The organism is Streptomyces sp. NPDC001410 (assembly GCF_042895235.1).
In the GTDB taxonomy this organism is placed as follows: Bacteria; Actinomycetota; Actinomycetes; order Streptomycetales; family Streptomycetaceae; genus Streptomyces.
The window spans coordinates 64,954-78,385 of the sequence record NZ_JBIAWE010000029.1 but is presented as its reverse complement, the minus strand read 5'-3'; the positions used below and the strand labels follow the sequence as shown (position 1 = coordinate 78,385).

The window sequence follows — 13,432 nt, the reverse complement described above, 5'->3', positions numbered from 1 at the left end:
CTGCGCACCCCCCAAGTGAAACGGCGCCGCGTTGCGGCGCCCAGGCCGAGCCGCGTTGCGGCTCGGGGCCGCACGTTGCGCGGCCTAAGTGCCCGGGCGTAAACGCCCGGGGGGCCGATCCGCTCCGCGGCTCGGGGCAGGTCCGCTTCGCTCCCCTGCCTTGGGCCCGCGTTGCGGGCCTGGCTGGCTACGGGGAGGGGGATCTCGCTTGCTGGGGTGCCGTGTTGGGCAGGGTGTTGGCATGTCTGATGCTGTTCTTCAGGGGAAGATCCGGTTACGTTTCTCGGAGTTCGTGGTTGATCCTTCGGATGCGGATGTCATGCGGCGGGTGCTGGATGTTGAAGCGGATCTGCTGACGTTCGAGGGCGGCTCAATCACCTTCTGGCTGCGGGGTGTTGAGGTGTGCCGTTTCCCCTCTTCCATATTGGATGGGGTGGAGCTTCCGGTGAGGCCGGAGCCGGCTTCACGGGTGTACTCGGTGGACGAGGTACGTAAGCAGTATCCGAAGGCCTACGAGCGGTGGATTCCGGAGGATGACCAGTTGCTGCTGCAGCTCCACGCTTCTGGAAGTGGTGTTAACGAGCTGGCCGAGCGGTTTGCTCGGCAGCCGAGCGCGATCCGGTCGCGCCTGGCGAAGCTCGGAGTGGAGGGATCTCCGGAGTCACCTGCCCCTCCCCCGTCCTGACTGCTCTTCAGTTCGTTGCCGATTGCGGGCAGTTGAAGTACGGCGGTGGGGGGGGGGGGGGGGGGCGCCCCCCCCCCCCCCCCCCCCACCCCCCCCCCCCCCCCCCCCCGGCGCACGGTGGCGGTGGGGGGCGGGCGGGTGTGGCGTCCCGGCGGCCCCCCCCGCCCCCCCCCCGGCCGTGGGGGGGTTTGGGGGGGGGGGGGGGGGGGGGGGAGGGGGGGGGGGGGGGGGGGGGGCGCCCCCCCCCCCCCCCCCACCGCCGTATGCGGAAGACCGGGCAGTTCCCGCGAGGGAGTGCGGTCTGGGTGGGACGGTGATGGGTGCGGCCCCTCGCGGGCGTGAGTGTTGTCGCTCGATAGGGCGATTGCATCAAAGTGACTCGGGATAGACTCTGTAGTGAGGGGCTACTGCCCCCGTTAGGCGGCTGGAAGGCGGAAGATCGTGTCGGGTCGGCAGCGGCTTCGTCCCCATCAGATCGAGGCCGTGGATGCGGTGGTGCGGGCGTTGGGTCAGCCGCCGGGCGGTGGGGTGTGGCCTGAGAACGGGCTGCGGGCTCAGGTGGTTGCTGCCACGGGTGCGGGCAAGAGTCTGGTGGGGGTGCACGCGGCGCTGGACCTGCGTGCAGGGCGGGTGTTGGTGCTGGTGCCCACGCTCGATCTGCTGGGCCAGATGGTGGGGGTGTGGCGGGCGGCCGGGCGTACGGGGCCGATGTTCGGGGTGTGCTCACCGCGCGAGGGTGGGGCGTTGGAGGTGCCGTGCACGACCCATGTCGAGCAACTGGTGGCGTGGCTGGCTGGCCGTGAGCGGGTGACGGTGTTCGCCACGTATGCGGCGCTGGGCTTGGGGGTGTTGGAGCGGGCTCATGCGAGTGGTCTGAGCCGGTGGGACCTAGTGGTGGTGGACGAGGCGCACCGGACGTCGGGGGTGCTGGGCAAGCCGTGGGCGGCGGTGCATGACCAGGGGAAGGTGCCGGCGGCTCGGCGTTTGTACATGACGGCGACGCCGCGGTTGTGGGATGCGTCTTCGGGTGGTGGGGGCGGGGCGGCGGCGCTGGTGGCGTCGATGGATGACGAGGGTGTGTTCGGGCCGGTGGTGTACCGGTTGCCGCTGTCGGAGGCGATCGAGCGGGGGTTGGTCGCGCGGTATCAGGTGGTGTGTGTGGACATCGCTGATCCGCAGGTGCAGGCGATGCAGTTGGTGGGTTCGGATGCGCGTAGTGACGCGGTGCGGGGGCTGCGGCTGGGCGCGCTGCAGACGGCGGTGCTGAAGACGGCGGTCGAGCAGAAGTTGAGGCGGTTGTTGACGTTCCACTCGCGTACGAGTGAGGCGGAGGCCTTCGCGAGTGGGCTGGGTGCGGTGGCGAAGGCGCTGTGGGAGAGCGGTGAGGGGGGCTATCCGGAGCCGGGGGCGGTGTGGGCGCAGTGGCTGTGCGGGGAGCACAAGGTCGTGTACCGGCGGGAGGTGTTGGAGGAGTTCTCGTCGGGGTGTGCGGCGGACGGTGCGGTGTGGGAGCGGTGTGTGCTGTCGTCGGTGCGGGTGCTGGGCGAGGGGGTGGACACGCCGGGCTGTGACGCGGTGGTCTTCGCGGACGTGCGGGGTTCGGTGCCCGACGTGGTCCAGGCGGTGGGCCGTGCACTGCGGATGCAGCCGGGTGAGGGCAAGATCGCCTCTCTGGTGGTGCCGGTGTTCCTGGGACCAGGCGAAGAGCCGGACGAGATGCTCGCCTCGAAGGCGTACGAGGATCTGGCGAAGCTGCTGACCGCGCTGCGGGCGCACGACGCGGAGGCGGTCGAGCAACTCGCCGTCCCGCAGGCCGCCAGCCGGTCCGAGGCGGCTTCTGGCGGGTTGAGCACGGGAGGCGGGGCTGGCGCTGCGGCGCAGGGGCTGCTGTCGTTCTCGTCGCGGCGGGATCCGGCCCAGTTGGCGGCGTTCATCAGTGCGCGGGTGCTGCGGCCGGAGGGCGAGTTCTGGCGGCGAGGCCTGCAGGCGGCGCTCGCGTTTCACAGTGACGAGGGGCATCTGCGCGTTCCCTACGGGCACACGGCGCCTGACGGGTTCCCGCTGGGGGTGTGGATTTCCAACCAGCGACGCCTGAACCGCCAGGGCAGTCTCAGCCCGGAGCGGGTGGCGCAGTTGGACGAACTCGGGATGGTGTGGTCCCACTTCACGGTCGCCTTCGACGAGGGCCTGGCCGCGTCCCGCGGCTGGGCCGCCGAGCACGGCCACCTGCTGGCTCCTACCGAGGCCACTTGGGAGAACTACCCGGTCGGGACCTGGCTGAAGAACCAGCGTGCCGCAGCCCGGCGCGCCGGGGACCACCGGACGGAGGGACCGCAGGCGGGCTCTGGGGCGGGTGGGCTGAGCCGGGAGCGGCGCCGGGCGCTGGAGGAGATCGATCCCGCATGGTGTCCGGCGTGGCCGGTGGCGTGGCAGCGCTGCTTCCACCTTGCCCGCATGCACCGCCAGACCGGGGGTTCACTGCCGGAGAGGGAGGGTGTGCTGTTGGTGCAGGGCGAGGACATCGGGCGCTGGGTGCAGGTACAGCGGCAGGAGTGGAATGCGCTGAGCGGCGTGCAGCAGTGGCTGCTCGACGAGGTACTGGGCGTCGAACCCCGTGCGGAAGAAATAGCTGCGGCGACGGTCGTCCCTCGGCGCAGCCGCGCACAGAAGTGGGAGGCGAATCTGGCGGCAGCCCGCCGGTACCGCGCTCGGGAGGGGCATCTGAACGTACCCCGATCGCACACCGAAACCGTTGACGGGTCTGAGCTGGCGCTGGGTGTGTTCATCGCCAACTCCCGTACTCGTAAGGCGCGTCTTGCGCCTGAGCGAATCGAGGAGCTGTCGGCGCTGGGCATGCGCTGGTCTTAATCGTCCGGTGCGCGGATCCGAGCGGTGGATGTCGGGTCTGATCCGCGGAGGCATTGTCGTTCCGTGACCGTGGTCGGGCCTTCGCCGTCGGTGGTCTGGCCAGGGCCGCACCGGGCCATGCCTGGAGCGCGTGAGCGGCGAGATTGCTGAGGCGGTCTACGCGCGGAAAGTGATGTGGGGGGTGGGGAGCCGGGCGAACTCGGCGGCCCGCTCTGGGTAGATGATTCCGAGGCCGAGCGTGGTGAGCAGGTGGTCGCAGGACTGGTTCAGGGTGCTCTCCGCGGTGACCGGCTCGTACAGGCCGGGGTTGTCAGTCGGTTCCTGGGTAGAGAGGAAGGGCTGGTCTCGCATGTACTGGGCGTAGCCCAGAAGGTGGGCGTGTCGGGCGTTGCGGAAGTCATCGTCGCTGAACTGGCCTGCGGCGAGTTTCGCGATGGCGCGCAGCCGGGCGTCGGTGATGCCTATCTGGGAGTCGATGGTGAGCGGGGCGCTGAGGTGTCCGACAGCGCGGTGGAGCGGGCTGAAGCCGGGCTCGAAGACGGCACGGGCTGCGGATTCCAGGGCATCGAGGTCAACGCGTCCTGTGTAGGCGGCATCCGCGAGTATGTCCAGCAGAGCTTTGCGGGCGGCCGGTGTGGCGGCAGGGTGGTCAATCTGCTGCAGGATTGTCCGGGCGATCTGGCGCGCCCGGCGCAGGCTGACTCTCGGGTCGCCGATCCAGGTCGCCATGGCGACGCGGACCTGGCGCAGAGGAACGAAGTCGTCGCCCCAGTAGATCCAGATGCCGACGGGAATCTGCGAGAGGGTACGGATACCGACACCCTGCTTGCGATGGTGGAGCAGCGTGAGCAGAAGATGGCGTTGCTTCTCGTCATACAGTGCCGGGTGCGAGCCGTGCCCCTTGCCGGCCGGGCGGCGCTGCGGGTAATCGAGCAAGCCCTTCTCAGTCCAGTCGCGGATCAGCCGAGCAGTGACGGTGTGGTCGTGGCTGGCTGCGTCCTGGACGAGCTGGTGGATCGTTGCTGGTCCGCTGATGCTGCTCACATCTATGGAGATTACACGTGATTGGGTCATCTGATGGCTTCCGGTGATCTCCTCATGCGTCAGATAGTGGAGGCAGAACCCCCACTTGGGGTGGTTCAAGTCATTGGAAGGAACACGACTATGCCGAAAAGGTCAACTGTTGCACTGGGCCCCGCTGCTGCGGTGGTCTTCACGCTCTACCACGCGCTCACGCTCATCTCCGACCTGGAGACCTGCGCGCAGAACCTGCGCCTCTACCGAGCCCGGCCGACCGGAAGCAACCTGGCTCGTCTGCTGCTCGCTGAGGGGGTGTTCATCAAGGATCTCGGCCTGGGTACCTGAACCCGCGGCGGGCCGGCATGACGTAAACGTGTGTCGGGATACCGCGGATACGCACTGGCCGGCGACCCTCAGCAGCGGCATCGTTGACTTGAGGACGCCCGCCGCCGCGGCGATGTGTGTCTACTTCTGGGCTGGATCCCCGAGGCCATCACCCGATCGGGAGCGGCGAGGCCGTCATCCCCGACGGTCTCCTGTGCTGCCGACGCGGCCCCGCCGTCGCCTCCGACCATTCCGCGGCCAACTCATCACGGCAATCTGGCAGTAGCGCGACCGCGGCCCTGCGCAGGCCGCTGACTCGTCCACGACCTTCCGCAGCCCGTAGGCATCATTCTCCCGTATTCCCGCACCCCGACTGCGACGATTGTGGATGCTGCTCGTGCTCGGGAGTTCGCCCCTCTGCACCGCACGAAGGAAAGGGCGGTGGACGGTCATACCTGTCGGCACCGCCGTCCGGAGCACGACGGCGAGTACATATCGGGACAGTCCACGGTGAGGCCACCCGGTGGTTGACCCGGCCGAGGCTGATTCGAGGTGGGCCGACTGCACTCGTAACGGCACGGGGCTGGTGACTGGGCCGTGCGATTCACCAGCGTGCCCAGTCTTGCATCCGCCGTGTGACGTCGGTGGCGTGCCGTGCAACTTCTGTACTCAGCGTGGGGAAGTCCTCCCCCGGGAAATACGCATCAACCAGCCCGTAGAGCGGCGTGTTTAGGGACAGTTGCTCCTGAATACGCCGCTCGGGCCGGTAGTGCACAAGGGTGTTGCGAAATCCCCGGTGTGCCTGGTCCATCCGTACGCTCGTTGGTGCGTTGAGGATCTCGTCCAGCAGTGCTCGTGCTGGCAGCTGGAGCCTGGGCCCATATTCCTTGGCAAGTTTGCGCAGGCTTGAGAGGACGTGGTGCAGCGTGATGTAGCGCAGCTTCGAGACGGTTGCAGCCGATGGCCCTTCGGCGTCGTCGGCCAGCAGGACGTCGACCACGCTGAGCGCGCAGGTGAGGCTCGTCAGGGCTGCTTTGAGCTCTTCCGGGAGGGCCGGGTCGAAGGCTTGCCGGTAGGTCTTCTCGGCGCGCACCTCTCTGTCAGCCAGATCGGTGGCCTTCAGGGTGTCCATGAAGGACTCTCCAGCCCACGGTAGTTCATCCGTCGCCGCGGACGCGTAACGACCTAGTTCCGCGGCGACGTCGTGGAGTTCACGGCGGAGTGCGGCAGGATTTCGGATCTGCTGCGGTGAGAAGCCGAGGAAGAAGTTCGCGACGTGGGAGGTCGAGATGACCCGGCCGCGGCAGCGCCACAGGACGAGGTCCTTCTCGAGGGGACGGGCAAGTGGCAGCCAGGTGTTGTTCAGGAACTCCTCACGGTGGGCCTCAATGATGCGCTCGAAGTCCTTGCCGATGTCGGGCAGTTGCTTTCTTGTGTCGTCGAAGAGTTTCACGGAGTGGCGCGCGCGTTCGATGGCCGCAGCGCAGTCGTAGGCCAGTTGTTCGGCGAGGGCCGGCTTGATCGCCTGCAGCGCCCGGTGGGACTCGTGGACGACGAGACAGATGTAGTTGTGCATGCAGTACATGGGGACGACCGCCCGGTCTCCGGCGGCCAGTACGCCCTGCATGAAGCGCCGCAGGAACATCAGGTCCTGTGCGATCAGCCCAAGCGCGATGTCATCGCCGTGCGAGGTGTTCGTCGTCATTGCGGTGTACTTCCTGCGAGTTGCCTGTGTTGAGGGGGTATGCGGTGTCAGCGTTGCAGTGAGACAGGTGTGCGGGCACCAGGTTTTGCCGTGCACAAGATCCGCTTCGCTGCCCGGGCTACCGTGACCGGTTCGGGCGAGGCCCCGGTGAGGGCGCGGGTGCGCGAGGGCGGGGGACGGGGCGTACTCGTTTGGTGCGTCGGGGGCCCTTTAGCCGGGCCGGGGGAGGCCGGGCGCCAGCCGAGCAGGAGCGCTCTACCCGCTGCCCGGGAAGGCGGGGCTTTCACCCGTGGTCCACGGTTTCGCGTGCTGGGTCATCCGCGTCGACGGCGCCGGTGGCGTCCCGAACGGGAGCAGAGTGCGCATGAGCTGTTCGCCACGCGTGGTCAGGGCAGTGAAGTCGGCTTGGTTCATCGCCTTGAAGTTGGTCGGGTAGGTGGCGACTCGCTCTCGCGGTACGAGGTCGGCCGGAGGGGCGGGCAGCCGGTGGTCTTTCATGCCGAGGTAGGCAAGGGTGAATCCGTCGATGCGGCCGGTGGCACCCCACTCATGGAGCCGGGCGCGCCCGGCGTCCTGGTTTTTACGATGGACGGTCTCGAAGGAGCGGGCTACGCGTCGGGCGATGAAGTGCGGTGCTTGGGAGGGCAGTTCTCCCTGGCCTGCGTCGCATGCGATGACGTAGGGCACGTTGAAGACCTGCGGAGTGAAGGCGGCGTTGCGGCCGGGTTCGAGGACGGACAGGCCGAGGTTGTCGAAGACTCCGCCGTCGGTCAGCAGGACGGTGTGGCGCTGGAGTTGGCCGACGCGCTCGAAGGTGAAGGTGCGTTCCATGGCCGGCAGGAGGAGGGGGAAGGCAGCGGAGGCGGCGACTGCGGTGGCGACCTGGACGGGTTCGGTGATGGTGCCGTAGCGGGAGCAGCTGCTGAGGGTGCTGCCGAAGCGGACGGCGTTGGTGGTGGCCAAGTCGGTGGCGGTGATGACGGTGTCGAGGCCGGGGTGGGTGACCTGGTCCATGGTCTTGGTGCCGAAGGCGCGCTCGGCCAGGAGCGTGGCCAGGGCGTCGGTGCGATTCGCGGTGCGGGTGACGGCGACGGTGCGGGAGAAGAGTCCTTTGGCCCGGGCCCGGGTTGCGGCGGTTAGGTTGCGGGCTGCGGCGGCGGGGGTGAGGGCCTTGCGGAGGATGTCCCATTGCAGGCCGGCGCGCAGTAGTTCGGTGGTGCGGGCGTCGAAGTCGGCGAAGTCGGCGGGTCCGTAGGCCCACAGGGAGGCCAGGAGGGAGCCGCCGGAGATTCCGGAGACGACGCGGACCTGGGCGAGGAGGTCGCGGTCGTTGAGGGCGCGCAGGCAGCCGAGGTGGAATGCGGCGGCGCGGGAGCCTCCGCCGGACAGGGCGAGGCCGATGGTGCGGGTCATGGGCGGGCGTCGTCCGATCGGCGTGGGGCGGGCAGGCGGTGGGGCTGGGTGGCGTAGCCGCCGGGCCACCAGGTGATGTCGAGTTGGCCAGGCCGGATGCCCGCCGGTGTGGGGGCGGGGGTGTCGGTGCGGTCGGCGAGGCGGGCGTAGAAGTGGGGTGGCTGGTTGTCCTCGAGCCATGCCTTCCAGATGGGGGCGGGGCCGCCTGCGATGAGGACGAGGGCGCGGGGCGGGGTGTCCTCCAGAGGCAGGGTGAGGGTGTCCATGGCGGCAAGGTCGGTGGAGCTGGGGCGGGCCGGGCCGTACGGGTGGGTGTGCCACATACCGAGGAAGCGGGTGGTGGCCTGGGTGGCGGTGCGGCGGGCCGCGAGGTGCTCTCGGACGCCGGTGGTGCCGTGCTCGAAGTGGTGCTCGCTGAGCAGGGAATCGGGCGGCGGGCCGGTGGCTTCATCGATCCACAGGACGCCGGTGGCGTCGTCGATGGCACCCAGGAGCATGCCGCCGGTTTCCACCCGAGGGCCACGGACGCGGGCGCCGCGGCGGGCTTCGGCACGCATTTCGGCGAGGGCGGCGGTGCTGATGCGGACCTGGTAGCCGCCTTCCTCGGTCAGGACAGTGTCGTTGGGCCAGGTCCACCAGCGGGCGCCGGCCGGGGTGGGGTCGTGGGGGCCGGCGGGTGAGCGGACGGTGAGGGCAGCCATGGTCTGCTCGGGTTCGGGAGTGTTCAGGGCGTGGAGGATGCCGGTCATGAGCTGGCCGGCCAGGCCGGTGACGTCGGCTGCGGAGCCGGTGAAGGTCGCGTCCGAGCAGCCGGGTTCGGGTTGGAAGAGGTCGGTACGCGGCTGGGCGGGGAAGAAGTCGTCGAGCATGTCGGCGTGGGCGCCGGTGGCGTCGGCGCGGGAGGCGAGGGCGGTGCGGCGCAGGATGTCGGTGCCGCCGCCGGTGGCGCGGGTGGGTGAGAGGGCAGCGATGCCGCGGCTTGCCTGGTGGCCGATCATCACGGTGGCCAGGGGTGGCCAGGCAGCGGGGTCAGTGGCGCGGGTGGCTTCCAGGTAGGCGCGCACGATGCGGTTGGCGGTGGCGTCGACGATGAGGTCGAAGGAGTGCACGTCGGCGTCGGCAAGGGTGGTGATGATGTTGCCGGGCAGCGGTTCGACGCGGGTGGTGTGCGGGGCGATGGCGGACAGTCGCGCGGCGAGCGTGCGACTTTTGGACAGGCCGATGTCGGTGTCCGTGTAGGGCTGGCGGGCGAGGATTCCGGGGTGGACCAGCCCTTGGTCGGCGACGGTGACGCGGGCGGCTGCGGCGCGCACGCACATCTCCGCGACGGGGGCGCCCAGAGCGCCGGATCCCAGGACGAGGATCTGCTTGCCAGCCAGCCAGGTGGCCGGGGTGCCGGCATCGCGGCGCACGGTGACCTGCGGGCGGGCTTCCTGGATGCGGGCCCACCGGGTGGGCAGGCTGTCCAGCCATTTCTCGCTGGTCTGCTTGAGGAAGTTCTGGCCCAGTTCGGCCAGCGGCGGGTAGTCGTCGAAGGCGGCCGCGGACAGACGGCCCATGATGTCGGCCAGGTCGGGGAGGTTCCAGGCGACCAGGTGGGGCAGCAGGTGGTCGCTGCCGGCGATGCCCCGGGAGGGCGTGCCGATCAGGAGGTAGAGGGGGGCGACTGGGGTGTCGTCGTCCGGGTCGGCGGCGGGCAGCAGGACCGTGCGGTTGCGGCCGGCGGCCACGCCGATCAGGCCGAGGATCATGGCGGGCGTGATGCCTTCGCCGGCCAGGACTGCGGTCAGCTCGCGGGCGGTGTTGGGGTATTCGAAGGTCAGGTGCCGGGCGGTGATCAGGGCGGGGGCGAGGAAGACATCCGCGTCCGGCGGCAGTCCGGCCGCCTGGCGGGCTTGTTCGGCGCTGGTGGGCCAGGAGCCCAGGGGCAGCCAGCCGACGACGTCCTGGCGGTCGTCGCGGACCCGGTGCAGCAGGGCGGCGCCGATCCAGGATGTGTCGGTGGCGTTGGGGGCGTCGTGGCGGACGACCAGCAGGCCCGCGGCCTGGCGGGTCAGGGCATTGGGCGGGTGAAGCGGTTCGCCGGGGGTGTCGAGCTCGCCTGCGGCGGCGGCCTGGAACCAGTCCCAGACGCGGGTGATGAAGCCATACATCCCGTCGGCCGGGTCCCATTCGGTGGCCGGTGAGCGGTACATGCACAAGTTGCGGGCCCAGTTGACGTGCGGGGCGCCGGCGAAGCGGGTGTGTGCGGTGCGGACCCGGGGCACGTCGAAGGGGAAGGTGGGCGGGATCAGCAGGGTGATCGCCTCGCGCCGCTTGAAGTGCAGGCCGGCGGGGGTGCGGGGCAGTGTGGAGCAGTCCACGCCGAGGCGGGCCTCGATCCAGCCGGGGTATCCGCCGGCCGGGTCGGCGGGGGTGATGCGGCCCAGTTCGAGGGCGTTGTTGGCTGCAGTTATCCGCTCAAGCTGGGTGATGGCCTGCTGCTGTCCGGGGAGTGCTTCCTGCAGGACGGTCTGGCTCACGCGTCACCGAATCCGACGGAGGTGGCGGGGACGGCCTCGTCCCCGCGGGCCTGGCGCACCGCTTCGCGGCCCGCGGCGATGCCGCGCTGAGGCGGAGCGCCCGGCCCGGCTGTCTGGGGGACGGTGCGGGTGATGCCCAGCGCGCTCAGCAGCCGGCCCGGACGGTCTGCCAGGGCGGCGGACTTCTCGACGAGTTCGCCGGTGGCCACCAGGTCCAGGCCCAGGCCGGGCTCGAGGGCGTAGACCACCGGGCGGGGGTCGTCCTTACTGGGGTACTCCCCCGTGCACAGCACGGGCAGTTCGGTGATCGTCTCGTAGGCGGCGCGGGCGAGCAGGTGGGGAGGATTGTCGCCGCTCTTGTCGCTGGGGCGGAAGGGCCGGGAGCTGGCTATGACGCGGGCGTCGGGCCGGGCGTGGGTCTTCAGCTGGTCGAGGATGTCCTGCTTGAGTTCCTCGGTGCCGTCCTCGCCGGGTGCGTACATGACCTTCTTGGAGCAGTGGTGCGGGGAGAGCAGGATGTCCCACTCGACGCGTTCGGTGCGGTCGTGGGATTCGCTGTAGTCGAGGATCTTCTTGATGGTCGGGTAGGCCAGGTCGCCCAAGAGCAGGATGCGGCCGGCCGTGCCGTCCTCAGCGGTCAGCTTCAGCTGGAGGGCGAGCGAGGTCTCGTTGCGCTCGCCGGCGCAGTCGTCGCGGAACGGGGCGTGGACGAAGGCCTCGAAGCGGTCGGAGACGTCGGTGCCGTCGATGGTGCTGATGGTGTTGCCGGGGGTGGTGAAGTACGCGTCCGGGAGTTCGGAATAGGAGTGCTGGTCGCGATCGTCGTCGTAGCCGATGATGCGGACCCGGTCGCCGCTCTGGGGTTCCTTGCCGGCCTTGAGGGCCTTGAGGGTGGCCTTCACGCGGCGTTCGACCTCGTCCTGGAAGAGCTGGGCGTCCTCGCACATCGGGGTGTCCTCGTCGAGCTCGCGCCACAGCCGGGGTGTTGCCCAGATCTCGCCGATGTGGATCGGGCTCTTGAGCAGGTCCCCGAAGCCGCAGCAGTGGTCCAGGTCGGCGTGGGTGAGCGCGAACAGGGCCAGGTAGGGCGACGTGCCGCCGGGCTGCTGGGGCAGGGTGTCGGCCAGCCGGTCGATGACCGCGGCCACGACCGCGCCGTCTTCGTCGGCGGCTTTCATGTCGCGCAGGTCGACCTGCATGACCAGGCCGTCGCCCAGCACGATGGTGGTGGAGTCGCCGGTGCCCACCGGCCAGAACACCACACCCCGCTCAGGAAGTTCCGCCTCGACCATGTCCTACCTCTTCACGTCATTGTGATCAACAAGCCGGAAAAGCACACGACTTCACCGTGACGTCCAGGTGTACCACCCGCCACTGACAACAGCCCCCGCGATGGACACCGACAGCAGCCGCCCTTCGGGTTCGGTGCGTCGCTACCTCGGCCACGTCGAGTTGGTCCGCGTCCAAGGGACTGCGTCCGCGAGTTCGCCACGCCACGTGCTCGATGAGTGGTGTGCGCCAGCCATCTGGCGTGGCCTTCAGGGGCGTTGCCTGGGCTGGGCGGGGAGACAGGAAGCGGCGGACGGCCGCGCCTGCCAGCACGGCCGTCTGAAGCGCGGGCTGCGTTGACTGCAGGAGTTGCGTGCCGGGACACACTTGTAGCAGGCGCCGTCGCTCTCCTGCAGCCCGTGCACCCTATCCGATCAGAGCCGCGCGTAGCCGTTCCACCAGGGGATTCAGATCACCCGCGTCGGCAGCTCGCAGCGCAGTGAAGTAGGCGGGGCGATCAGCTGTCAGGTCGGCGGCAACGCCTCTGCGGCAGAGTTCGAAGGCTGCCTGATCGAGGATGATCCGGGCCAGGCGACCGTTGCCGTCTGGGAACGGCATGATCGATACGAACTCGTGGTGGAACCACGCGAGTGTGCGGAGAACGACCTCTCTGTCGGCTCCTACGGCTTCTGCGTACGCGTGCCGCCAACTGTCGAACAATGAGGCCAACGCGTCTTCAATCTGCTCAGGCGGCAGGCCAGCGTGGAGGAACTCGCCGTCCAAGTCGACGACGTAGGTCTGCATCGCTCGGACCCGGCCGCCACGGACCGGCGGCACAACAAGCTCGCTGTTTCCCTCTGAGAGGGGGAAGTTCTCGAACATGGCGGCGTGCAGCAGCCTGATCAGCGAGCTGTCGAGCCTGGCCACGGTTGGGAGCCGCGCAGCGATCTGTTCGTCCTGCAGCTCGTTACGGAGCAAACGCTGGATCCTGTCCTGCTGGTCGGTGTTGAAGAATGCGACCTGCTCCTCAGGGCTCATGGGGATTCTGAGGAACTCCAGACGCAGCCCGTACCCCCGGGGATCATCCAGGGCGGCTCGCATGCGTTCCACATTGAAGATCTCGTCGTAGGGCCCTCCGAGCGCGAGCAGTTGGGCGCGCTCCCCGACAGTGAGGTGCTGGTTGACCAGGAAGATGAACCCATCAGCCTTGTTCGCCTTGACGCCCAGGAGATCGCTCTTGTACTTCTTCCTGATCTCGGCGAAGGAACTGGCCGTCGTGGGGAAGTAGACGGCTGCGACGTATGTCTTGTCGTCGCGCCGGAGGAGAATATCCTTCTTCCCGTCCGGGCCACCCAGAGGCGCTTGCGGCTGGATGTCGGTGTAGCCGCTGATTCGAAGGATCCCGGCGCATAGGCGCTCGGCGAGAACCTGGCCAAATCGCCAGTGGTGGAGGGCCAGTTCTGTCAGCACCGCCGCATCTTAACTACGGACGGGCGTTGGAGGACTGGGGCGTCACGCAACAAGGCGCCGGCCAGGGCAGCGATACGCTGATCCTCGACTCGGCCTGGACAGTCCCTTGAGAGCAGAGCGGCGGCTCGCTGTCGCCTCGGTCGCTGTCCTTCAGTG

Annotated in this window: 9 protein-coding genes; 3 read left to right on the top strand and 6 right to left on the bottom strand. The window is 69.1% G+C overall.

Translation table 11 applies throughout. From position 1 onward, the window contains the following. The first annotated feature begins 241 nt into the window (after positions 1–241). On the top strand, positions 242–685 hold the full coding sequence (locus ACFY3C_RS42590) for a hypothetical protein (protein ID WP_390774732.1): 444 nt from the start codon (positions 242–244) through the stop codon (positions 683–685). A gap of 441 nt (positions 686–1,126) precedes the next feature. Continuing rightward, positions 1,127–3,553 (top strand): Helicase associated domain protein, encoded by a 2,427-nt coding sequence (locus tag ACFY3C_RS42585; protein WP_390774731.1) that lies wholly within the window; start codon positions 1,127–1,129, stop codon positions 3,551–3,553. A gap of 156 nt (positions 3,554–3,709) precedes the next feature. Here the strand turns inward: ACFY3C_RS42585 and ACFY3C_RS42580 are convergent, their stop codons facing one another. Beyond that, the gene (locus tag ACFY3C_RS42580; RefSeq protein WP_390774730.1) at positions 3,710–4,597 is read right to left on the bottom strand and encodes a hypothetical protein; all 888 of its coding nucleotides are present in this window, start codon (positions 4,595–4,597) and stop codon (positions 3,710–3,712) included. A 120-nt stretch (positions 4,598–4,717) separates the two neighbouring features. Between ACFY3C_RS42580 and ACFY3C_RS42575 the strand changes: the two genes are divergently transcribed. Beyond that, on the top strand, positions 4,718–4,918 hold the full coding sequence (locus tag ACFY3C_RS42575) for a hypothetical protein (protein ID WP_390774729.1): 201 nt from the start codon (positions 4,718–4,720) through the stop codon (positions 4,916–4,918). 583 nt (positions 4,919–5,501) lie between these two features. Here ACFY3C_RS42575 and ACFY3C_RS42570 read toward each other — a convergent pair. From ACFY3C_RS42570 to ACFY3C_RS42550, 5 genes are all read right to left on the bottom strand, one after another. Then, the gene (locus tag ACFY3C_RS42570; protein WP_390774728.1) at positions 5,502–6,602 is read right to left on the bottom strand and encodes a hypothetical protein; all 1,101 of its coding nucleotides are present in this window, start codon (positions 6,600–6,602) and stop codon (positions 5,502–5,504) included. Between the two features lie 255 nt (positions 6,603–6,857). Then, positions 6,858–8,015: a patatin-like phospholipase family protein gene (locus tag ACFY3C_RS42565; protein ID WP_390774727.1), complete on the bottom strand. Its 1,158-nt coding sequence runs from the start codon at positions 8,013–8,015 to the stop codon at positions 6,858–6,860. Next, positions 8,012–10,537, bottom strand: coding sequence for a ThiF family adenylyltransferase (locus ACFY3C_RS42560; RefSeq protein ID WP_390774726.1), 2,526 nt, complete (start codon positions 10,535–10,537; stop codon positions 8,012–8,014). The genes ACFY3C_RS42565 and ACFY3C_RS42560 overlap by 4 nt, the downstream gene beginning before the upstream one ends. Further along, complete coding sequence (locus ACFY3C_RS42555) at positions 10,534–11,829, bottom strand: hypothetical protein (RefSeq protein WP_390774725.1); 1,296 nt, start codon at positions 11,827–11,829, stop codon at positions 10,534–10,536. Before ACFY3C_RS42555 ends, ACFY3C_RS42560 begins: the two co-directional genes overlap by 4 nt. Positions 11,830–12,232: 403 nt before the next feature. Beyond that, positions 12,233–13,276, bottom strand: coding sequence for a Fic family protein (locus tag ACFY3C_RS42550; RefSeq protein WP_390774724.1), 1,044 nt, complete (start codon positions 13,274–13,276; stop codon positions 12,233–12,235). Between the last annotated feature and the right edge of the window lie 156 nt (positions 13,277–13,432).